Annotated in this window: 18 protein-coding genes; 17 read left to right on the top strand and 1 reads right to left on the bottom strand. The window is 72.1% G+C overall.

Features of this window, described 5'->3' with window-relative positions; translation table 11 throughout:
• Positions 1-50: 50 nt before the first annotated feature.
• The 12 genes from ACFW01_RS31290 (at position 51) to ACFW01_RS31235 (ending at position 16,406) form a co-directional block, all read left to right on the top strand.
• On the top strand, positions 51-1,262 hold the full coding sequence (locus ACFW01_RS31290; RefSeq protein ID WP_384509257.1) for a hypothetical protein: 1,212 nt from the start codon (positions 51-53) through the stop codon (positions 1,260-1,262).
• Positions 1,262-3,466 carry a polysaccharide deacetylase family protein gene (locus ACFW01_RS31285; RefSeq protein ID WP_384509254.1) on the top strand — a complete coding sequence of 735 codons (2,205 nt, stop codon included), beginning with the start codon at positions 1,262-1,264 and terminating at the stop codon, positions 3,464-3,466. Before ACFW01_RS31290 ends, ACFW01_RS31285 begins: the two co-directional genes overlap by 1 nt.
• Positions 3,463-4,770, top strand: a complete 1,308-nt coding sequence (locus tag ACFW01_RS31280; RefSeq protein WP_234961138.1) for an acyltransferase family protein — start codon at positions 3,463-3,465, stop codon at positions 4,768-4,770. Before ACFW01_RS31285 ends, ACFW01_RS31280 begins: the two co-directional genes overlap by 4 nt.
• A gap of 82 nt (positions 4,771-4,852) precedes the next feature.
• The gene (locus ACFW01_RS31275) at positions 4,853-5,782 is read left to right on the top strand and encodes a hypothetical protein (RefSeq protein WP_384509250.1); all 930 of its coding nucleotides are present in this window, start codon (positions 4,853-4,855) and stop codon (positions 5,780-5,782) included.
• Between the two features lie 135 nt (positions 5,783-5,917).
• Positions 5,918-7,279: a nitrate/nitrite transporter gene (locus tag ACFW01_RS31270; RefSeq protein WP_384509247.1), complete on the top strand. Its 1,362-nt coding sequence runs from the start codon at positions 5,918-5,920 to the stop codon at positions 7,277-7,279.
• Positions 7,280-7,386: 107 nt separating this feature from the next.
• The gene (locus ACFW01_RS31265) at positions 7,387-8,544 is read left to right on the top strand and encodes a uroporphyrinogen-III synthase (RefSeq protein WP_234961185.1); all 1,158 of its coding nucleotides are present in this window, start codon (positions 7,387-7,389) and stop codon (positions 8,542-8,544) included.
• Between the two features lie 868 nt (positions 8,545-9,412).
• The gene (locus ACFW01_RS31260) at positions 9,413-10,003 is read left to right on the top strand and encodes an ABATE domain-containing protein (protein WP_234961135.1); all 591 of its coding nucleotides are present in this window, start codon (positions 9,413-9,415) and stop codon (positions 10,001-10,003) included.
• Between the two features lie 184 nt (positions 10,004-10,187).
• The gene (locus ACFW01_RS31255; RefSeq protein WP_007450155.1) at positions 10,188-10,712 is read left to right on the top strand and encodes a sigma-70 family RNA polymerase sigma factor; all 525 of its coding nucleotides are present in this window, start codon (positions 10,188-10,190) and stop codon (positions 10,710-10,712) included.
• Positions 10,713-10,771: 59 nt separating this feature from the next.
• Positions 10,772-11,557, top strand: coding sequence for a zf-HC2 domain-containing protein (locus ACFW01_RS31250; protein ID WP_234961134.1), 786 nt, complete (start codon positions 10,772-10,774; stop codon positions 11,555-11,557).
• An 82-nt stretch (positions 11,558-11,639) separates the two neighbouring features.
• Positions 11,640-13,961 (top strand): UvrD-helicase domain-containing protein, encoded by a 2,322-nt coding sequence (locus tag ACFW01_RS31245; RefSeq protein WP_234961133.1) that lies wholly within the window; start codon positions 11,640-11,642, stop codon positions 13,959-13,961.
• Positions 13,962-14,356: 395 nt separating this feature from the next.
• Positions 14,357-15,772: an NAD-dependent malic enzyme gene (locus ACFW01_RS31240; RefSeq protein ID WP_234961132.1), complete on the top strand. Its 1,416-nt coding sequence runs from the start codon at positions 14,357-14,359 to the stop codon at positions 15,770-15,772.
• Between the two features lie 352 nt (positions 15,773-16,124).
• Positions 16,125-16,406: an HU family DNA-binding protein gene (locus ACFW01_RS31235; RefSeq protein ID WP_003990598.1), complete on the top strand. Its 282-nt coding sequence runs from the start codon at positions 16,125-16,127 to the stop codon at positions 16,404-16,406.
• 164 nt (positions 16,407-16,570) lie between these two features.
• On the opposite strand, the gene murA is transcribed toward ACFW01_RS31235, so the two are convergent.
• Complete coding sequence (murA, locus tag ACFW01_RS31230) at positions 16,571-17,917, bottom strand: UDP-N-acetylglucosamine 1-carboxyvinyltransferase (RefSeq protein ID WP_234961131.1); 1,347 nt, start codon at positions 17,915-17,917, stop codon at positions 16,571-16,573.
• A 234-nt stretch (positions 17,918-18,151) separates the two neighbouring features.
• Between murA and ACFW01_RS31225 the strand changes: the two genes are divergently transcribed.
• From ACFW01_RS31225 to ACFW01_RS31205, 5 genes are all read left to right on the top strand, one after another.
• On the top strand, positions 18,152-18,724 hold the full coding sequence (locus tag ACFW01_RS31225) for a YqgE/AlgH family protein (protein ID WP_234961130.1): 573 nt from the start codon (positions 18,152-18,154) through the stop codon (positions 18,722-18,724).
• 30 nt (positions 18,725-18,754) lie between these two features.
• Positions 18,755-19,039, top strand: a complete 285-nt coding sequence (locus ACFW01_RS31220; protein ID WP_030402030.1) for a DUF3039 domain-containing protein — start codon at positions 18,755-18,757, stop codon at positions 19,037-19,039.
• A 215-nt stretch (positions 19,040-19,254) separates the two neighbouring features.
• Positions 19,255-20,553, top strand: a complete 1,299-nt coding sequence (locus ACFW01_RS31215) for an extracellular solute-binding protein (RefSeq protein ID WP_384509238.1) — start codon at positions 19,255-19,257, stop codon at positions 20,551-20,553.
• Positions 20,550-21,515: a carbohydrate ABC transporter permease gene (locus ACFW01_RS31210; RefSeq protein WP_161328405.1), complete on the top strand. Its 966-nt coding sequence runs from the start codon at positions 20,550-20,552 to the stop codon at positions 21,513-21,515. The genes ACFW01_RS31215 and ACFW01_RS31210 overlap by 4 nt, the downstream gene beginning before the upstream one ends.
• Positions 21,512-22,378 (top strand): carbohydrate ABC transporter permease, encoded by an 867-nt coding sequence (locus ACFW01_RS31205; RefSeq protein WP_384509235.1) that lies wholly within the window; start codon positions 21,512-21,514, stop codon positions 22,376-22,378. The genes ACFW01_RS31210 and ACFW01_RS31205 overlap by 4 nt, the downstream gene beginning before the upstream one ends.
• Position 22,379: the final 1 nt, after the last annotated feature.

Below are 22,379 nucleotides of genomic sequence, written 5' to 3'. Positions count from 1 at the left end.
CCGAGGTGCTTCCGCCGACCCGCTCCTTCCCACCCGCGGGAGGGTCTCCGATGACCGCGCCGGCGTCCGGCGGGTCCGGTCCGGGATGGTTCGGAAGCGGTCCGGGTGACGGCGCGCGCCGCCAGGGGAGTGCCGGCAACGGCGGGCCGGAGATACCCGGCTCCCGAATAGGCCGGGAGTACCAGGGCCCCGACGCCTTCGGCCGGCAGCCGCGCATAACCTGGGGCAACACCGACGCGGCCGCCCCGGCGACCCCGGCGACCCCGGCGGCTCCGGCGACCCCGGTCGCCCCCACCGCCCCGATATCCCCGGCCACCCCGATACCCTCGGCCACCCCGATGGCCCCGGACGCCCCGATGGCCCCGGCCACCCAGGTCGCTCCGACCACCCCGCCCCCTCCCGTCCCCCTCCTCCGCGACCCCTGGCAGGAGACCCCGGGCGAGGAAGAGCCCGTGGACGGCGCCGCCCCGGACGCCCCGCACACCCACGACCCGCACGAGGTGACGGTCCAGCTCGACGCCGTCCTGCTCGGCGACGGTGTGCTCCACCGGGCCGACGGCGGGCACCGCGGAACGGGCCGGGAGACCTCCGACGGGCCGGTCTTCGTCGACTCCTCCGGCCGCCGCAGCCGCCTCTACCGCCGCCTCGGCATACTCGTCGGCGTCGCCTGCGCGATCTACGCCGTCGTCATCGTCTCCACCCTGATGTCCGGCAACTCCAACGCCCCCTGGCTGCCCGTACCGGGCCAGGAGGAGGGCAAGCCCGCCGGCCAGGTCGACACCACCCCGCTGCCCTCGCGGTCCGGCCCGCCCGACGCCACCGGCACCGGCGCCCCGCAGACCGGCCCCACCGACGGCACCGGCGTGACCGGCACCCCGGGCGCCGGAGCCCCCGCGCCCGGCAGCACCGCCGGCACGGCGCCGGGGCCCGGCGCGACCGCCGACTCCGGCGTGACGGAGACCGGAACCGACAAGAAGCCGGGCGGCGGGGGAACGACGGACCCGGATCCCACCGTGACGACCCAGGCCCCGCCGCCCGTCACCACCGCCCCGTCCGCGTCGACGGACGACGGCGACACCCCGGTCGACCCGACCGCGCCCACCGGCGGTGCCACCACGGGCTCCGACCCGGGCGTGAGCGGCGCCGACGCCAACGGCTCCCGCGACACGACCCCCCTCGCGGGGGCCGCCGACGCGCCCCTCGCCGCCGGTCCGGGCAGCACCTCCACGTCCACGACCCTGTCCCCGGAGACCACCCTCTGATGGCATCCCGCACCCGCCGCCGTCACGGGGCGGCGCGCAGTCCCCGTGCGGGCGTCCGCCGCCTGCCCCTGCGCCTGCTGCTTCCCCTGCTCCTCCTGGTCGCCCTGGCGGCGATGCTCATGCTGCGCGGCTACGTGCACAGCGAGATCCTCGCCGACCACCGCGTCCAGGCCCCCGCGCCGACCACCCACGTGCCCAAGAAGATCCTGGAGGGCGGCCCGGTCATCGACGTCCGGGGCGGCCGCACCGAGAGCCTGAGCGTGCCCGACCACCGGCTCGTCCTCACCTTCGACGACGGCCCGGACCCGACCTGGACCCCGAGGGTGCTGGACGTGCTCAAGAAGCACGACGCCCACGCGGTCTTCTTCGTGACCGGCACCATGGCCTCCCGCTACCCGGAACTCGTCCAGCGCATGGTCGACGAGGGCCACGAGGTCGGCCTGCACACCTTCAACCACCCCGACCTCTCCCTGCAGTCCAAGAAGCGCATCGACTGGGAGCTGTCGCAGAACCAGCTGGCGATCACCGGCGCGGCCGGCGTCCGCACCTCGCTCTTCCGCCCGCCCTACTCCTCCTTCGCCGACGCCATGGACGACAAGTCCTGGCCGGTCACCGAGTACATAGGCAGCCGCGGCTACATCACCGTCGTCAACAACACGGACAGCGAGGACTGGAAGAAGCCCGGCGTCGACGAGATCATCCGCCGGGCCACCCCGCACGGAGGCAAGGGCGCCATCGTCCTGATGCACGACTCCGGCGGCGACCGCCACCAGACCGTCCGCGCCCTGAACAGGTTCCTGCCCGACCTCAAGGCGAAGGGCTACGAGTTCGACAACCTCACCGAGGCCCTGGACGCGCCCAGCGCCATGAGCCCGGTGACCGGCGCCGAACTGTGGAAGGGCAGGGCGTGGGTCTTCCTCGTCCAGGCATCCGAGAAGCTCACCGACGTCCTGGTGGTGGGCCTGGCGATCGTCGGCACGCTGGTCATCGGCCGCTTCCTGCTGATGCTGCTGCTCTCCGGTGTCCACGCCCGCCGGGTCCGCCGCAAGGGCTTCGGCTGGGGACCGCCGGTCACCGGACCGGTGACGGTGCTGGTCCCGGCGTACAACGAGGCCAAGTGCATCGAGAACACGGTCCGTTCCCTCATGGAGAGCGACCACCCGATCGAGATCATCGTCATCGACGACGGCTCCACCGACGGCACCGCCCGTATCGTGGAGGGCCTGGGCCTGCCGGGCGTCCGGGTGATACGCCAGCACAACGCGGGCAAGCCCGCCGCCCTCAACCGGGGCCTGGCCAACGCCCGGTACGACATCGTCGTGATGATGGACGGCGACACCGTCTTCGAACCGTCCACCGTCCGCGAACTCGTCCAGCCCTTCGGCGACCCGAGGGTGGGCGCCGTCGCCGGCAACGCGAAGGTCGGCAACAAGGACAGCCTCATCGGCGCCTGGCAGCACATCGAGTACGTGATGGGCTTCAACCTGGACCGCCGGATGTACGACATCCTCGGCTGCATGCCGACCATCCCCGGGGCCGTCGGCGCCTTCCGCCGCTCCGCGCTCGCGCCCATCGGCGGCATGAGCGACGACACGCTCGCCGAGGACACCGACGTCACCATGGCGCTGCACCGGGCCGGCTGGCGGGTCGTCTACGCCGAGGACGCCCGCGCCTGGACCGAGGCCCCGGAGTCCGTCAGCCAGCTGTGGTCCCAGCGCTACCGCTGGTCGTACGGCACCATGCAGGCCATCTGGAAGCACCGCCGCGCGGTGATCGAGAAGGGCCCCTCGGGCCGCTTCGGCCGCGTGGGCCTGCCCTTCGTCTCCCTCTTCATGGTGCTCGCCCCGCTGCTCGCCCCGCTCATCGACGTGTTCCTGCTCTACGGCATCGTCTTCGGCCCGACCCAGAAGACGATCGTCGCCTGGCTGGGCGTCCTGGCCATCCAGGCGGTCTGCGCGGCCTACGCCTTCCGGCTGGACCGGGAGCGGCTGACCCCGCTCATCTCGCTGCCGCTCCAGCAGATCCTCTACCGCCAGATCATGTACGTGGTGCTGCTCCAGTCCTGGATCACCGCCCTCACCGGCGGCCGGCTGCGCTGGCAGAAGCTGCGCCGCAGCGGCGGCGTGTCCGCGCCGCCCGGCGGCGGGGCCCCCGGCGTGCCCGCCCCGCGCGCGGGCGCCCTGGACGGGAGGCCCGTCGGATGACCACCCCGCCCTACGACCCCGCCCCTGCCTTCCCCGACCCGACCGCGACGCCCCGGAAAGCCCCGTACGTGACCGCACCACCCCCGTACGCCCCCGTCGGCGCGGACACCGCCACCGCCCCGCCCGTGCCGCCCCAGCAGCAGGTCCGGCGGGCGCCCGTCCGGGACCGGTACTTCGACCTGCTGCGGGCCGTGGCGCTCTTCCGCGTGGTGCTCTACCACCTGACGGGCTGGGCGTGGCTGCCCGTGCTGTTCCCGTCCATGGGCGTGATGTTCGCCCTGGCCGGCAACCTGATGGCCCGTTCCCTCAAGCGCCCCGCCGTGCAGGTCGTCCGCGGCCGCATGCGCCGCCTGCTGCCGCCGCTGTGGCTGCTCGGCGCGGTGGGCGTGACCGGCATGCTGCTCCAGGGCTGGGGACCGAACGACGACGGGCACCCGGGGTGGTGGTGGCTCCACCTCACCTTCTGGATCCTGCCGCTGAGCGACCCGCCGTACGCCGAGGGCCTGTCCGGCATCCACGGGCTCCTGGGAGACAACTGGGCCTCGGACCTCGCCGGGCCGCTCTGGTACATCCGTGCCTACCTCTGGTACGTCCTGCTCTCCCCGCTGCTGCTGCGCGCGCTGCGTGCGCTGCCGTGGCCGACGATCCTGGCGCCGATCGCGCTCTCGGCCGCCTTCCAGTTCGGCTACCTCGAACTGCCGGGCGAGCGGATCCCCTCCGCCCTCACCGACTTCAGCACCTTCGGGGCCTGCTGGATCCTGGGCATGGCCCACCAGGAAGGCGTCCTGAAGCGGCTGCCGCGCTACGTCGTGCCGTCGGTGGCCCCGCTGATCGGTGCGCTCGGCCTCTGGTACGCCTTCGGGGAGGGCTTCAAGTCCGGCTACGACCTGGACTCCATCCCCTTCGCCCAGGCCGTCTGGTCCTTCGCCACGGTGCTGCTGCTCCTGCACGTCAGCCCGTCGTGGACCGAGTGGCCGCGCCGGCTGCGCCGCTGGGACCGGGTGGTCACCCTGCTCAACTCCCGGGCGGTGACGATCTACCTGTGGCACAACGTGTGCATCCTGATCGCGGCCACCGTGTGGGACCGGCTGTGGGGCTTCGACGTCATGTACGAGCACTTCACCTGGCTCCTGGAGAGCCCCTGGCCGGTCCTGGTCCTCGCCTGGCTGCTCATCGGGAGCTGCGTCGTCTGGTTCGGCTGGATGGAGGACGTGGCCGCCAAGCGCAAGCCGCAGCTGTGGCCGGACGGCGCCAAGAGCGCCCCGCGCGGGCGGCCGAGGGCGCGGGCGGCACACCGGGGCTGACGGCCGTCGTACCGGCGTGCGAGACTGCACCGGTTGCGCGAGTGAACACGGTGGCGTGAGCCGGTCAGGGGGAACAGGCGGGATGAGCAAGCGGCAGACGCAGAAGATGCTGCGGTTGATGGCGAGCGGCGAGCCGGTCGAGCTGACCAGCCCGATGGCGTCCGTGAAGAAGCTCGCCAAGCTCGCCTTCGTCGCCCAGCAGTTCGGCTACGAGTACGCCGACGTCCGCCAGGGCGGCGGGAGCAACAGCTCGCTCAGGATGCTGCTCGTGCCCGACCCGAGCCCGCAGGCCCGCGCCCGCGCCGCGCAGAACTGGGCGCAGTACCCGAACGCGGGCGACGGGGTCTCGGTGCCGCCGCTCGTGCCCGACGCCTTCGAACTCCTCAAGGCACGGATCAACTTCGACCTCACCGGCAAGAGCGCCGAGAAGCGGATGGGGTACGGCGCGCTCGGCGTCACCATCGGCTGTGTGGTCCTCGCCTACCGCTCGGGCGCTTCGTCCGACGCCTTCGTCGCGGCCGCGGTCATCTGGCTGGCCCTCCTCGCCATCCTGGGCGTCGGCTTCCTCGTCACCCGCAAACGCAACGCGAAATTCGCGGCCCGGCTGCAGGCGGCCGGATTCGTCCCGACGGCCGACGAGACCGGGCGGGTGCGGTACCTGCCGCCCGGCGGGCAGTTCCCGGGCCACGGGAACCCGTTCGGCGGGGCGCCGGCGGGCCAGGCCGCGCCGGGTGGCTACGGCACCCCTGGCGGCTACGGCACCCCTGGCGGCTACGGCGCCCCCGGCGGTCACGGTGCCCCCGGCGGTTACGCGCAGCCGGTCCCCGCCCCGTACGCCCAGCCCCAGCAGCCGTACCCCCAGCAGCCCTACGCGCCGCCCCAGGGCGGGCAGCAGCCGTACCCGCCCCAGGCGTACCCGCAGCAGCAGCCGTACCCTCCGCAGCCCGCGCCCCCGCAGCAGCCCCACCCCCAGCAGAACCCCCACTGGCAGCCCCAGCACCCCCAGGGCTGACCGGCGCGACCTCTCATCCGGCACCGGTGCCGGGTGAGAGCAACGTTCCCTTCCGGTCATCCACAGCCCCACCGGCCCGAAACGCGCCCTTCCTACCGTCGGGGCAATCGAGCTGTGGAGCACCGTGGAGGCGTCATGACATACCGAGGCGGCCGCTGGATCGAGTACTGGGATCCGGAGGACGAGACGTTCTGGAAGGAGACGGGGGAGCGGACCGCCCGGCGGAACCTGTTCTTCTCCGTGCTCTCCGAGCACATCGGGTTCTCCGTCTGGACGCTCTGGTCCGTGCTGGTCCTCTTCATGGGGCCGGAGTACGGGCTGACGCCCGCCGACAAGTTCCTGCTGACGTCCGTGGTGACCCTCGTCGGCGCCGTCGTACGGGTGCCCTACACCTTCGCCGTCGCCGTCTTCGGCGGGCGGAACTGGACGATCATCTCCGCCGGGCTCCTGCTGGTGCCGACCGTCGCGGCCTTCACCGTCATGGAGCCGGGAACGTCCTTCTCCACCTTCCTCCTGGTCGGGATGCTGGCCGGCATCGGCGGCGGCAACTTCGCCTCCTCCATGACCAACATCAACGCCTTCTTCCCGCTGCGGAGGAAGGGGTGGGCGCTCGGTCTCAACGCCGGGGGCGGGAACATCGGTGTGCCGGTCATCCAGCTGGCCGCGCTCGCGATCATCGGGGCGAGCGGCGGGCCGCGGGTGCTGCTCGGCATCTACATCCCGCTGATCCTGGTGGCCGCGGTCCTCGCCGCCTGCTTCATGGACAACCTCGCCTCCGTGAAGAACGACACCGGGGCCGCGAAGGACGCCGCGCGGGACGCGCACACCTGGATCATGTCCGTGCTGTACATCGGCACGTTCGGCTCCTTCATCGGGTACAGCTTCGCCTTCGGGCAGGTGCTGACGACCCAGTTCGGGCGGACCCCGCTCCAGGCGGCCTACCTGACCTTCATCGGCCCGCTGCTCGGCTCCCTGATCCGGCCACTGGGCGGCAGGCTCGCCGACCGGTACGGGGGCGCCAGGATCACCCTGTGGAACTTCGTCGCGATGGCAGCCGCCACCGCGGTGCTGGTCGCCGCCAGCATGGCGAAGTCGCTCGGGCTGTTCGTGGCCGTGTTCGTGGTGCTGTTCGTGCTCAGCGGGCTCGGCAACGGGTCGACGTTCAAGATGATCCCCGGCATCTTCCAGAACAAGGCGCTGGGCAAGGGGCTGACGGGCGAGGCGGCGGTGGCCCACGGGCGGCGCCTCTCCGGTGCCTCCATGGGACTGATCGGCGCGGTGGGCGCGCTCGGCGGCGTCGCCATCAACCTCGCCTTCCGGCAGTCGTTCCTCTCCTCCGGCTCGGGCACCGGGGCCTTCGTCGCCTTCCTCGCCTTCTACGCGGTGTGTTTCGCGGTCACCTGGGCGGTATACCTTCGCCGTCCGGCGCCGCGGGTGCCGGACGGCCCGGCGGACCCGGCGGACACGAAGGCCCAGCTCAGCTACGCCGAGGTGTGACGTAACACTGGTGACATGAAGCGGAACCGAGCCTGTCACGCACCGTTGACAGGCTCGGTCGGCACGCGAGTACGCAGATGGGCGTGAGGATCGGAGCGCGGCGAGCGATGGACGACGAACAGCAGCGACCTGACCACGGGCCCCTGGCCGGATTCACCGTGGGTGTGACCGCCGCCCGCCGGGCCGACGAACTGGGTGCCCTGCTCCAGCGGCGCGGTGCCGCCGTCCAGCACGCACCGGCGCTGCGGATCGTGCCGCTGGCCGACGACAGTGAGCTGATGGCCGCGACCAAGCAGCTCATCGACCAGGCACCGGACGTCGTCGTCGCCACCACCGCCATCGGGTTCCGGGGCTGGGTCGAGGCAGCCGACGGCTGGGGACTCGGCGACGCCCTGCTGGAGCGGCTGGGCGCGGTCGAACTCCTCGCGCGCGGGCCCAAGGTCAAGGGCGCCGTCCGGGCGGCGGGACTGACCGAGCGGTGGTCGCCGTCGTCGGAGTCCATGGCCGAGGTGCTCGACCGGCTCCTGGAGGAGGGCGTCGACGGCCGCCGGATCGCCGTACAGCTGCACGGCGAGCCGCTGCCGGGGTTCGTGGAGGCGCTGCGGGAGGGGGGTGCCGAGGTCGTCGGCGTGCCCGTGTACCGGTGGCTGCCGCCGGAGGACCTCGGGCCCGTGGACCGGCTGCTGGACGCCGCCGTGTCGCGGGGCGTGGACGCCGTGACGTTCACCAGCGCGCCCGCCGCGTCCTCGCTCCTCGGCCGCGCCGAGGAGCGCGGTCTGCTGCCCGAACTGCTCGCCGCGTTCGGCCACGACGTGCTGCCCGCCTGCGTCGGACCGGTCACCGCGGTGCCGCTCCAGGCGCACGGTGTCGACACCGTCGCGCCCGAACGCTTCCGGCTCGGCCCGCTCGTCCAGCTGCTGTGCCAGGAACTCCCGGGGCGGTCCCGGGCCCTGCCGGTGGCCGGGTTCCGGCTGGAGATCCGGGGACACGCGGTGCTCGTCGACGGGGAGCTGCGGACCGTACCGCCGGCCGGCATGTCCCTGCTGCGGGCGCTGTCCCGGCGGCCGGGCTGGGTGGTGTCCCGCGCGGAACTCCTGCGCGCCCTGCCCGGCACCGGCCGCGACGAACACGCCGTCGAGACGGCGATGGCCCGCCTGCGCACGTCCCTCGGCGCTCCGAAGCTGATCCAGACGGTGGTCAAGCGCGGCTACCGCCTGGCCCTGGACCCGGCGACGGACGCCAAGTACACGACAGAGGACGGGTGACGGGGCACGCCACGAGCACGGGGCCACGGGCACGGGGCCACAGGCGACCGGCCCCCCCGGGCCCCCGGGACCGGCCCCCCGGGACCAGCCCCCGGGACCGGCGCCCCCCCCGGGCCCCCGGGACCAGCCCCCGGGACCGGCCCCCCCGGGACCAGCCCCCGGGACCGGCCCCCCCGGGACCAGCCCCCGGGACCGGCCCCCCCGGGACCAGCCCCCCCCGGGACCGGCCCCCCCCGGGGACCGGCCCCCCCGGGACCGGCCCCCCCCGGGACCGGCCCCCCCCGGGACCAGCCCCCGGGACCGGCCCCCCCGGGAGGGGCCCCCGGGAACGGCCCCCCGGGACCGCCCCCCCCGGGAAAGGCCCCCCGGGAAGGGCCGCGTGCGTCCGGCGATGGTGAGGGGCCATCGGGCTTGGGCGTCCGCTCGCGGTGAGGGCGCACGGGGTGCGAGGCGCCAGGTGACGGGTCACGGGGTGCGGGTGTCCGGCCAGGGTGACGGGGCACAGGCCGCGGACCTCCCCGCACGGATACGGGCCACGGCCTCGAGCCCCACCGTTCGGCCACGGCCTCGAGCCCCACCGTTCGGCCACAGGCCCGGCCACGAGGCCCCGGCGTTCGGCCGCGGGCCACGGCCCACTTCCAGGCCACGGGCCACACGAGGGCCACAGGCCACACCCAGGGCCGCGGGCACGCCATGCGCGGTGTGCCGGACGCCGCCCCCGTGCGCGGGCGCGCGCGTACGCGTCCACGCCTCACCGGTACGAGGGGTTCCGGGCGCGAGTGCGGGCAGGCACTGTAGAGGGAGCGGTCCACCTGCTCCCCTTCCCAGCCCGTGTCCCGGCGGGCCACCTCCAGGCGGTGACAGGAACATGGCAATGAGTACGGCCACCGACCCGTACGAGCTGCGCTTCGACACCGGGCGGATCTGCCTTGACCTCATCGCCACCACCCACCCCGTCGAACGCCTCGGCTCCGTGGCGGTACTGCGCGCCTGGATCGCCGGCTCCGGGCTCGTCCCGCCCGGCACCCCGCTGGCCCACGCCGACGCCACCTGGCTGACCGGCTTTCGCGAACTGCGCCGCGAGACCGCCCGGTTGGTGCGCGCCCGGCCGACCCCCCGCACCCGCCGCTACGACCTCGCGCTGGCCCGCGTCAACGACCTGGCCCTGGCCGCGCCCCCGGCCCCGCGCGCGGTGCACGGCGAGGACGGCGCGCTGACCCGTGAGCTGACCGGGCCGCCCCAGTGCGCGGCGCTGCTCGGCGCCCTCGCCCGGGACGCCGTGGAACTGCTCACCGACCCCGTGGCGCGGGCCGGCCTCAGGCAGTGCGAGGGCGACAACTGCCCGATCCTCTACGTGGACACCTCCCGCGGGCACCGCAGGCGCTGGTGCTCCAGCGAGGTCTGCGGGAACCGCGAGCGGGTCGCCCGGCACCGCCGCCGCGCCGCCCTCGCCCGATAAGTTCCGCCACGCCCCGTTCGTGACACCGTCCCGAGAAAACTGTCATCTCACTTTGAACACCCCGCACTTCGCGTCCGTACCGAATGGGCGAGCGACCGACTGGGGGAACCCCCGGACATCGGAGGTGGGCGTGCGCAAGGATTCCGTCGTGGCCAATGAACGTGGTGCGAGGGCCCGACATCGCATGTCCCAGTCGTCCTCGGAACCCGACGAGGAGCTGATGCGCGCGCTCTACCGCGAGCACGCCGGCCCCTTGCTGGCCTATGTGCTGCGGCTGGTCGCGGGGGACCGGCAGCGCGCCGAGGACGTCGTCCAGGAGACGCTCATCCGTGCCTGGAAGAACGCCGGTCAGCTCAACCGTGCGACCGGATCGGTACGCCCCTGGCTGGTGACGGTCGCCCGGCGCATCGTCATCGACGGCCACCGCAGCCGGCAGGCCCGGCCGCAGGAGGTCGATCCGTCGCCGCTGGAGGTCATCCCCGCGGAGGACGAGATCGACAAGGCGCTGTGGCTGATGACGCTGTCGGACGCGCTCGACGACCTGACCCCGGCTCACCGTGAGGTCCTCGTCGAGACGTACTTCAAGGGGCGTACCGTCAATGAGGCGGCGCAGACACTGGGCATACCCAGCGGCACCGTTCGCTCCCGGGTGTTCTACGCCCTGCGTTCGATGAAGCTGGCACTGGAGGAGCGGGGGGTGACGGCGTGATGAGCGGGTACGGGGGAGTTCAGGGATTCGGTCCGGGGGATACGGGTAATTCTGTCCCCATGGAGGGATCACCGGCGCCGAACGAACACGAGACCGTCGGCGCCTATGCCCTCGGGATCCTCGACGACGCGGAGGCAACCGCTTTCGAGGCACATCTCGCCACCTGCGAGTGGTGCGCCCAGCAACTCGACGAGCTGGCCGGGATGGAACCGATGATGGCCGCGCTCGCGGACCTGCCCGGCGCCGGTACGCCGGCCATCGCCGAGTCGCTCACCGCCCGGCCGAGCCCACGGCTGTCCGAGAAGCTCGTCGACGAGGTCGCCGAGCGCCGCGCGAGCAAGCGCCGGCGCAACTTCTACCTGGTGGGCACCGCCGCCGCGCTGATCATCGGCGGCCCGTTCGCCGCCGTGGCGACCACGGGCGGCGGCGGTGGCGACGACGACGGCGGGCGCAAGACCGAGGCCTCGCAGGAGCAGACCGGCAGCCCCGCCGAGTCCGCCTTCGCCGCGATGCCCGACCGGGTCACCGCCACCGACCCGGCCACCGAGGTCAGCGCCACCGTGGCCCTGGAGAAGAAGGCCTGGGGCACCGAGGCGGTCCTGGAGCTGAAGAACGTCAAGGGGCCCGAGAAGTGCTCCCTGATCGCCGTCGGCAAGAACGGCGAGCGCGAGACGCTCAGCTCCTGGACGGTGCCCGACTGGGGCTACGGCATCCCGGACGCCACCACGGAGAAGGCCAAGAAGCCGCTCTACGTGCACGGCGGCGCCGCCTTCGACCCCAACCAGATCGACCACTTCGAGGTCATGACCTTCGACGGCGAACGGCTGGTCGAGGTGGACGCGTAGCCGGGTTCCCAGGCGTGCCGTGGCTTCCGGGCCCCCCTTCGCGTACCTTTGACGGCTGCCCAGCACGTCAGAAGGGGGCCCGGTGGCCGCACAGGCTCAACAGGATTCAGCGGTCGGCTCGGTGCACGACCCCGTACGGGAGGACTCCGTACGGGACCGAGAGATCAGCGTGGAACAGGCACACCTCGACCGGGTGTACCGCCGCCTGGAGGAGAAGATCCACGAGGCCGAGTTCCTCATGCACGACGCCGCCCAGCGCGGTCACGTCGGCACGCCCGGCGCGCTGGCCGAGCGCGACGCGCAGGTCTTCCGGGCCGGCATCCACCTCAACCGCCTGAACAACGAGTTCGAGGACTTCCTGTTCGGCCGCATCGACCTGCTCCTCGGCAAGGACGGCAAGAAGGGCCCGGACGGCGCGTACACGGCGGTCGAGCCCGCCGAGGGCGCCCTCGGACCCGACAACACCGCCGACATCGCCGAGACCCTGCACATCGGCCGCATCGGCGTCCTGGACGCGGAGTACGCGCCGCTGGTCATCGACTGGCGGGCGCCCGCCGCGGCCCCCTTCTACCGGTCCACGCCGGTCGATCCGGGCCGGGTCGTGCGCCGCCGGGTGATCCGTTCCAAGGGGCGGCGCGTCCTCGGCGTCGAGGACGACCTCATGCGGCCCGAGGTCACGGCCCGGCTGGCCGGCGAGGAACTGGCCGTGGTGGGCGACGGCGCCCTGATGGCCGCGCTCGGCCAGGCCCGCACGCACACCATGCGGGACATCGTGGCCTCCATCCAGGCCGAGCAGGACCGCGTGATCCGCGCCCCCGCCGCCTCCGTGACCTACGTCGAGGGCGGCCCCGGCACCGGCAAGACCGCCGTCGCCCTGCACCGCGCGGCGTACCTGCTCTACCAGGACCGGCGCCGGTACGCGGGCGGCATCCTGATCGTCTCGCCGACCCCGCTCCTGGTGGCGTACACCGAGGGCGTGCTGCCCTCCCTCGGCGAGGAGGGCCAGGTCGCCATCCGGGCGATCGGCTCCCTGGCCGACGACGCGGCGGCCGGCGAGGCCACGCTGTACGACTCCCCGGCCACCGCCCGCGTCAAGGGGTCCTCGCGGATGCTCCGGGTGCTGCGCAACGCCGCGCGCGGCGCGCTGGAGCCGGCCGACTCGCCGACCCTGCTGAGGGTCGTCGCGTTCAACCGCCGACTCGAACTGGAGGCCGAGGAACTGGCCTCCGTCCGCCGCACCGTCCTCGGCGGCACCGCCCCGGTCAACCTGCTGCGCCCCCGCGCCCGCCGGCTGCTCCTGGACGCCCTGTGGGAGAAGTCCGGTGCCGGGACCCGGCACAGCGACCCGGAGCTGGCCGCCGAGCTGCGTTCCTCCTTCGACGAGGACGTCAGCTCCGAGGACTCCTTCACCGAGTTCCTGGACGCCTGGTGGCCGGAGCTGACCCCGGGCGCCGTCCTGGCGGCGATGGCGGACGAGCGGCGCCTCGGCCGCTGGGCCCGGCGCGTCCTGAACCCGGGCGAGGTCCGCAAGGTGGCCCGATCGCTGCGGCGCGAGGGCCGCTCCGTGCACGACGTCGCCCTGCTCGACGAACTCCAGGCGATCGTCGGCACCCCGGCCCGCCCCCGCAAGCGGCGCGAGGCGGACCCGCTGGACCAGCTGACCGGCCTGGACGAGCTGATGCCGCAGCGCGAGGAGACCCAGTGGGAGCGCGCCGAGCGGCTGGCGCAGGAACGCACCGAGTACGCGCACGTCATCGTGGACGAGGCGCAGGACCTCACCCCGATGCAGTGGCGGATGGTGGGCCGCCGCGGCCGGCACGCCACCTGGACCGTCGTGGGCGATCCGGCCCAGTCCTCCTGGTCCGACCCCGACGAGGCGGCCCAGGCCCGCGACGAGGCGCTGGGCTCACGGCCGCGTCGCCGCTTCGAGCTGACGGTGAACTACCGCAACCCGGCGGAGATCGCCGAACTGGCGGCCAAGGTGCTCGCCCTCGCCATGCCGGGCGCCACCTCGCCGTCGGCCGTGCGTTCGACCGGCGTGGAGCCGCGCTTCGTCGTCGCGGAGGACTCCCTCTTCGACACCGTCCGCGCGGAGGCGGCCCGGCTGCTCGGCCTCGTGGACGGCACCGTCGGCGTCGTGGTCGCCATGAACCGGCGCGAGGAGGCCAGGCGCCGGCTGGCCGGGCTCGGCGACCGGGTGGTGGCGCTCGGCAGCCTGGAGGCGAAGGGGCTCGAGTACGACGCCACGGTCGTCGTCTCCCCGGCCGAGATCGCCGACGAGTCCCCCGCCGGGCTGCGGGTCCTGTACGTCGCCCTGACCCGGGCCACCCAGCAGCTCACGGTGGTCTCCTGCGAGCGGGACGAGCCCGACGCCCGAGGGGTGCCGGACCTGCTGCGCGACTGAGGCGGACGTACGAGAGGCCCGCGCCGTTGACTGGCGCGGGCCTCTCGTCTCTTCGCTCAGGTGGCACCGACCCGCCATGCTCGCCTCGCGGCAAGTGGTCGCTCGTAGCGACGATGGTTGGGCCCGGGGGCTTGGATCGAGCCGGTGCCACGTCCAAGGTAACAAACGATCCCCGCAAGGCAATTCCCGTCCCGCGGGTTCCTTGGCGGGCCGCTCGGCGTGTTGCGGTGGCCTCTTTCCTCGACGCGCAACTTCTCGTATGGTGGAAGTTGTTTTCCGAAAGAGGGTCGCGAACACAAAGTTCGCAATCCGGGGCGGCTACCGCGTACTCGGTGGTAGGTGCGACGATCGGACGGCACAACCCAGTTACACGGTGAAAGCAGAGGAAGTCGGCCATGGCAACGGCGCCCAGCGTCTCCTACTCGATGACGGTCCGGCTGGAGGTGCCCGCGGGCGGAACCGCCGTCTCGCAGCTCACCACCGCGGTGGAGTCCGCCGGCGGATCCGTCACCGGCCTCGACGTCACGGCCTCCGGCCACGACAAGCTCCGCATCGACGTCACCATCGCCGCGGGCTCGACCTCGCACGCCGACGAGATCGTGGAGCAGCTGCGGGGCATCGACGGCGTCAGCCTGGGCAAGGTCTCGGACCGTACCTTCCTGATGCACCTCGGCGGCAAGATCGAGATGGCGTCGAAGCACCCCATCCGCAACCGTGACGACCTCTCCATGGTCTACACGCCGGGCGTGGCCCGCGTCTGCATGGCGATCGCCGAGAACCCCGAGGACGCCCGCCGCCTGACCATCAAGCGCAACTCCGTTGCGGTCGTGACGGACGGCTCCGCCGTGCTGGGCCTGGGCAACATCGGGCCGAAGGCCGCGCTGCCGGTGATGGAGGGCAAGGCGGCGCTGTTCAAGCGGTTCGCCGGCATCGACGCCTGGCCGCTCTGCCTGGACACCCAGGACACCGACGCGATCGTCGAGATCGTCAAGGCCATTGCCCCGGGCTTCGCGGGCATCAACCTGGAGGACATCTCCGCGCCCCGCTGCTTCGAGATCGAGGCCCGGCTGCGCGAGGCCCTGGACATCCCCGTCTTCCACGACGACCAGCACGGCACCGCCATCGTCGTCCTCGCCGCCCTGACCAACGCCCTGCGTGTGGTGAACAAGGGCATCGAGAACGTACGGGTCGTCATGTCCGGCGCCGGCGCCGCCGGTACGGCCATCCTCAAGCTGCTGCTCGCGGCCGGGGTGAAGAACGCCGTCGTCGCCGACATCCACGGCGTCGTGCACGCCGGACGCGCCGACCTGGTCGACGCCGCGCCCGAGTCGGCGCTGCGGTGGATCGCCGACAACACCAACCCCGAGGGTCTCACCGGCACCCTCAAGGAGGCCGTGCACGGCGCGGACGTCTTCATCGGCGTGTCGGCCCCCAACGTCCTGGACGGCGACGACGTGGCCGCCATGGCGGACGGCGCGATCGTCTTCGCGCTCGCGAACCCGGACCCCGAGGTGGACCCGGCCGTCGCCCGTCAGACCGCGGCGGTCGTCGCCACCGGGCGCTCGGACTTCCCGAACCAGATCAACAACGTGCTGGTCTTCCCGGGCGTGTTCCGCGGTCTGCTGGACGCCCAGTCGCGCACGGTCAACACCGAGATGATGCTGGCCGCCGCGCACGCCCTGGCGGACGTCGTCACCGAGGACGAGATCAACCCGAACTACATCATTCCGAGCGTCTTCAACGACAAGGTCGCCGGTGCCGTCGCGGGCGCCGTGCGCGAGGCGGCGAAGTCCGCCCAAGGGGTGGCGTAGGTTCCCCGGGCGGGGGCAGACGGCCTGTGGCGTGGTGGTGAGGATCACCACCACGGGCGGCTCCACCGGCGCGTCGCGCGGCGGCACGCCTCGGACGGCCCTCTAGTGTGGCGCAAGGCTCAGGCCCTCTCATCGTGTGACTCCCAAGGGTGTTCTCACGACTCCTGGGGGTGCCGGATTGGCTTTACCGCCGCAGGTGGAGGCAGGATGCCTCCCTGGGCGCGAGGGTCCGACGACCGACCCGGGTCCGGGGAGTGTCAGAGGCCCCTGGCAGCATCGGCATCGCTGTGCCCAACATGCGGCTCCGCCGCGTGGCACGCCTCAACGGCAAGAAGAACACGGGAGTAACAACATGAACCGCAGTGAGCTGGTGGCCGCGCTGGCCGACCGCGCCGAGGTGACCCGCAAGGACGCCGACGCCGTGCTGGCCGCGTTCGCCGACGTCGTCGGCGACATCGTCTCCAAGGGCGACGAGAAGGTCACGATCCCCGGCTTCCTGACCTTCGAGCGCACCCACCGTGCCGCTCGCACCGCCCGCAACCCGCAGACCGGCGAGCCGATCCAGATCCCGGCCGGCTACAGCGTCAAGGTCTCCGCGGGCAGCAAGCTCAAGGAAGCCGCCAAGGGCAAGTAAGCGCTCCGCCCGGAGTGCCGGGTGACTGCGGGCCGTCGTACGACCGCGGGCCGGTCGTGGCTGGTCGCGCAGTTCCCCGCGCCCCTTCGGGGCGCACAGCACAACGCCGATGGGGCGGTCACCCGGACTCCGGGTGACCGCCCCATCGGCATGGCTCGCGCTGTCTAGCCGAGTGCCTTGCCCGGCAGCTCCACCTTCGCGCCCAGCTCCACGAGCTTCTCCATGAAGTTCTCGTAGCCGCGGTTGATCAGGTCGATGCCGTGGACCCGGGAGGTGCCCTGGGCCGCGAGGGCGGCGATCAGGTACGAGAAGCCGCCGCGGAGGTCGGGGATGACCAGGTCGGCGCCCTCCAGCTTGGTCGGTCCGGAGACGACCGCCGAGTGGAGGAAGTTGCGCTGGCCGAAGCGGCAGTCGGAGCCGCCCAGGCACTCGCGGTAGAGCTGGATGTGGGCACCCATCTGGTTGAGCGCGGAGGTGAAGCCCAGCCGGGACTCGTAGACCGTCTCGTGGACGATGGACAGGCCCGTCGCCTGCGTCAGCGCGACCACCAGGGGCTGCTGCCAGTCCGTCTGGAAGCCGGGGTGCACGTCCGTCTCCAGGGCGATGGACTTGAGCCTGCCGCCCGGGTGCCAGAAGCGGATGCCCTCGTCCTCGATCTCGAAGGCGCCGCCCACCTTCCGGAAGGTGTTGAGGAACGTCATCATCGACCGCTGCTGGGCGCCGCGGACGTAGACGTCGCCCTCGGTCGCCAGCGCCGCCGACGCCCAGGACGCGGCCTCCAGGCGGTCCGACAGGGCGCGGTGGGTGTAGCCGCCCAGCTCGTCCACGCCGGTGACGCGGATCGTGCGGTCGGTGTCCATCGCGATTATCGCGCCCATTTTCTGCAGGACGCAGATCAGGTCCTCGATCTCCGGTTCGACCGCCGCGTTGGACAGCTCCGTGACGCCCTCGGCCAGCACGGCCGTGAGCAGCACCTGCTCGGTCGCGCCGACGGACGGGTAGGGCAGCCGGATCTTGGTGCCGCGCAGCCGCTGCGGGGCCTCCAGGTACTGGCCGTCCGCCCGCTTCTCGATCTTCGCGCCGAACTGCCGCAGCACGTCGAAGTGGAAGTCGATGGGCCGGCCGCCGATGTCACAGCCGCCCAGGCCCGGGATGAAGGCGTGGCCGAGACGGTGCAGCAGCGGGCCGCAGAACAGGATCGGGATGCGCGACGAACCCGCGTGGGCATCGATGTCGGCGACGTTCGCGCTCTCCACGTGCGTCGGGTCCATCACCAGCTCGCCGGGCTCGTCGCCCGGACGGACCGTCACCCCGTGCAGTTGCAGCAGTCCGCGTACGACCCGCACGTCGCGGATGTCCGGCACGTTGCGCAGCCGGCTCGGCGCACTGCCCAGCAGGGCGGCCACCATGGCCTTCGGCACGAGGTTCTTCGCACCGCGGACCCGGATCTCGCCCTCCAGCGGGGTTCCGCCGTGGACAAGCAGTACGTCATCAGCGCCGTTGACGGTCATGAATCTCGCGTTCCGTGGGTTCGGGCAGGGGCCAGAAGGGAAAGGGTAATCGCCTTGTACCCCCCTTCTGTAAGCCTGTGCATGGTCGGGCTACGTCATGGATTCGTCACAACACGCGGCGTTCCCCGGCGCGCACGGGGGGTCACGGCCGTGGAGCGTGCGCGGGGTGCGTGTTCACCCCCGTGCCCCCGATTGCCTCCCCACGGGAGGGGAACATGCGGGATCATGTCAGGCATGACCGAGGTGTCCTCGCTCACGGGGCGGCTGCTCGTGGCAACGCCCGCCCTGGCGGACCCGAACTTCGAGCGTGCGGTGGTGCTCCTTCTCGACCACGACGAGGAGGGCTCCCTCGGTGTCGTCCTCAACCGTCCCACACCGGTCGGCGTGGGCGACATCCTGGAGGACTGGGCGGACCTGGCCGGCGAACCGGGCGTGGTCTTCCAGGGCGGCCCGGTGTCGCTCGACTCGGCCCTCGGGGTCGCCGTCGTCCCGGGCGGGGCGTCCGGCGAGCGCGTGCCGCTGGGCTGGCGCCGGGTGCACGGCGCGATCGGCCTGGTCGACCTGGAGGCGCCGCCGGAGCTGCTGGCGCCCGCCGTGGGCGCCCTGCGCATCTTCGCGGGGTACGCCGGCTGGGGGCCGGGCCAGCTGGAGGACGAGCTGGCGGAGGGTGCCTGGTACGTGGTCGAGTCCGAACCCGGCGACATCTCCTCCCCCTTCCCGGAGCGGCTGTGGCGCGAGGTCCTGCGCCGCCAGCGGGGCGACCTGGCGATGGTGGCCACGTATCCGGACGACCCGTCGCTCAACTGAAGCGTGTGAGCTTCAGTACCCTTGGCGTCTATGAGCACTCTCGAGCCCGAGCGCGGGACTGGTACGGGGACCCTCGTTGAGCCGACGCCGCAGACGTCCCACGGCGACGGCGACCACGAGCGCTTCGCCCATTACGTCCAGAAGGACAAGATCATGGCGAGCGCCCTCGACGGCACTCCCGTCGTGGCGCTGTGCGGCAAGGTCTGGGTGCCGGGCCGCGACCCCAAGAAGTACCCGGTCTGCCCCATGTGCAAGGAGATCTACGAGTCCATGAGCGGCGGCGGGGACGAGGGCAAGGGCGGCGACAAGAAGTAGCGGTCCCCCCCCCCGCAGAGACTGCCCCGAAGGCCCCCGGAGTGTGCCCGCGCGCACTCCGGGGGCCTTTGTGCGTTCCGGGTGCGGTGCCCCCGCGTCACTAACTGGTTCAGACCTCTTGTGGACATGTTCATGTACTCCCTACCCTCCTGACTGTTGTGCAGAGCGAAACCGTCATTGCATATGTTGCAACGCACGTCCGGAGGAAACACTCCATGAAGCTCGCCCCACGCCTGGCCCTCCTGCTCGCCGTCGCCGTCGTCTCCGCGACCGCCTGCGCCCCCCAGACATCCGACAACTCCTCTTCCGGCAAGGACGAGAAGAGCGGCACGCTCCGGGTCTGGCTCTTCCAGGAAGTCGACACCAAGCCCAAGGAGAAGGTCGTCGACGCGGTCCTCGCCGAGTTCGAGAAGGCACACGCGGACACCGACGTCACGGTCGAGTACATCCCCGTGGAGACCCGCGCCCAGCGCATCAAGGCCGCCTTCAACGACCCCAAGAGCGCCCCGGACGTCATCGAGTTCGGCAACACCGACACGGCCGGCTACGTGAAGGACGGCGGACTCGCCGACGTGACCGAGGAGTTCGGGGACTGGGACGAGGCCAAGGACACCGACCCCACCGCCCGCCAGTCGGTCACCGTCGACGGCAAGGTCTACGGCGCCCCCTACTTCGTCGGCGTCCGCGCCCTCTACTACCGCACCGACGTCTTCGAGGAGCTGAACCTCGACGTCCCCCGGACGCTGGCGGAGGTGGCGTCCACCGCGAAGCAGGTCAGGGCGGCCGAGCCCGGCCTGTACGGCCTCGCGGTCGGCGGCGCCTACACCTACGGCGCGATGCCCTTCATCTGGGCCAACGGCGGCGAACTCGCCACCGGCAAGGGCGGCTCGTACGCCTCGGCGATCGACAGCGCCGCCGCCCGCAAGGGCATCGAGGCGTACACGTCCCTGTTCGGCGACGACAACTGCCCGGCCGCCAAGTGCGCCGGCATGGGCGGCAACGACACCGTCACCGCCTTCGCCTCCGGCAAGGCGGCCATGGCGATCGGCGGCGACTTCAGCCACCAGGCCGTGGAGGCCGGCAAGGTGAAGGGCAAGTACGCGGTCGTGCCGCTGCCCGGCGTCGAGCCCGGCTCCATAGCCCCGGCCTTCGCGGGCGGCAACAACATCGGCGTCCTCAAGAGCACCTCGCACCGCACCCTCGCCGTCGACCTGATGAAGCGGCTCGCGTCGAAGAAGGCGCAGGCCGAACTGTTCGACGCGATGGGCTTCCTGCCGACCTTCACGGACGTGCGGCAGCAGGTGGCGAAGGAGGAGCCGTTCGTCAAGCCGTTCGTCGAGACGCTCGGCGCCGGTACGAAGTTCGTTCCGGCTTCGCCGGCCTGGGCGACGATCGACTCCTCGCAGGTGTTGCCGACGATGTTCCAGGAGGTCGTGAGCGGCAAGAAGGACGTGGGCGCTGCCGCTGGGGACGCGGCTCGGAAGATGGACGACGCGTTTGGCTCCGCCGGATGACGGTTTCGCCTCACAGCTCGGGTGGTGCTGTTCGGGGGCGGGTGCGAGTGCGTCGGGGTACTTCGCGCAGTTCCCCGCGCCCCTTCGGGGGCGCGTCCAGGACCCCTTGGATCTATCTCGCGCCCGCTCTCGTCGTCCTCGGCGGGCTGCTCGTCTACCCCGTCTACCAGCTCGGGCTGATCTCCTTTCTGGAGTACACGCAGGCGCAGGTGTCCGGTGGGGAGGCGACCACCTTCCGGGGGTTCGGGAACTACGCGGAGCTGTTCGGGGACGGGGAGTTCTGGCGTGTGCTGCTCGCCACCGTCGTGTTCGCCGCCGCCTGCGTGGTGTCCACGCTCGCCGTGGGGTGTGCGCTGGCCGTGCTGCTCACGCGGGTGCGGGCCGTGCCGCGGCTCGTGCTGATGCTGGCCGCCCTCGGCGCGTGGGCGACCCCGGCGGTGACCGGGTCGACCGTGTGGCTGCTGCTGTTCGACCCGGACTTCGGGCCGGTCAACCGGATGCTGGGGCTCGGCGACCACTCCTGGACGTACGGGCGCTACAGCGCCTTCCTGCTCGTCCTGCTCGAAGTGGTCTGGTGCTCCTTCCCGTTCGTCATGGTGACCGTCTACGCCGGGATCCGGGCCGTGCCCGCGGAGGTGCTGGAGGCGGCCGCGCTGGACGGCGCCTCGCAGTGGCGGATCTGGCGCTCGGTGCTGGCGCCGATGCTCCGGCCGATCCTGGTGGTCGTCACCATCCAGTCGGTCATCTGGGACTTCAAGGTCTTCACCCAGATCTACGTCATGACGAACGGCGGCGGCATCGCCGGCCAGAACCTGGTCCTCAACGTCTACGCCTACCAGAAGGCGTTCGCGTCCTCGCAGTACAGCCTCGGCTCGGCGATCGGCGTCGTGATGCTGCTGATCCTGCTCGCCGTGACGCTGGTCTACCTGCGGCTGCTGCGCCGCCAGGGGGAGGAACTGTGAATCTTCCACCGCGTCTTGTGCGTCTCCCGCGCGCGCGTGTGCGCCGTCCGTGGCGGCTGGCGGCCGAGGCGTCGGCGCTGCTGATCGCGGTCGTGGTGGCCTTCCCGCTCTACTGGATGGTGCTCAGCGCCTTCAAACCGGCCGGTGAGATCGAGTCGACCGAGCCGCGGCCGTGGACGCTGACGCCCACGCTGGATTCCTTCCGGCGGGTCTTCGGGCAGCAGGAATTCGGCCGTTACTTTCTCAACAGTCTGCTCGTGGCGGGCACCGTCGTGGTCGCCTCGGCGCTGATCGCGTTCCTCGCGGCGACGGCGGTGACGCGATTCCGGTTCCGTTTCCGGACCACCCTGCTGATCATGTTCCTGGTGGCCCAGATGGTGCCCGTGGAGGCGCTCACGATCCCGCTGTTCTTCCTCATGCGGGACGCCGGTCAGCTGAACACCCTGGGGTCGCTGATCCTGCCCCACATCGCCTTCTCGCTGCCCTTCGCGATCTGGATGCTGCGGGGCTTCGTGAAAGCGGTGCCGGAAGCCCTGGAGGAGGCGGCCTACATGGACGGGGCGAGCCGGTCGCGATTCCTCTGGCAGATCCTTTTCCCGCTGGTCTTCCCGGGCCTGGTGGCGACCAGTGTCTTCTCCTTCATCTCGACCTGGAACGACTTCCTGTTCGCCAAGTCGTTCATCATCAGCGACACCTCGCAGTCGACGCTGCCGATGGCGCTGCTGGTCTTCTACAAGCCGGACGATCCCGACTGGGGCGGCGTCATGGCCGCGTCCACGGTGATGACGATTCCGGTGCTGGTCTTCTTCGTACTCGCGCAACGACGACTCGTCTCCGGCCTCGGCGGAGCGGTAAAGGACTGAA

The sequence above is a fragment of the Streptomyces sp. NPDC058985 genome (assembly GCF_042740985.1).
Classification (GTDB): Bacteria; Actinomycetota; Actinomycetes; order Streptomycetales; family Streptomycetaceae; genus Streptomyces.
Note: the sequence above shows the minus strand (reverse complement) of the source record. Positions and strands in the feature narration are given on the sequence as shown.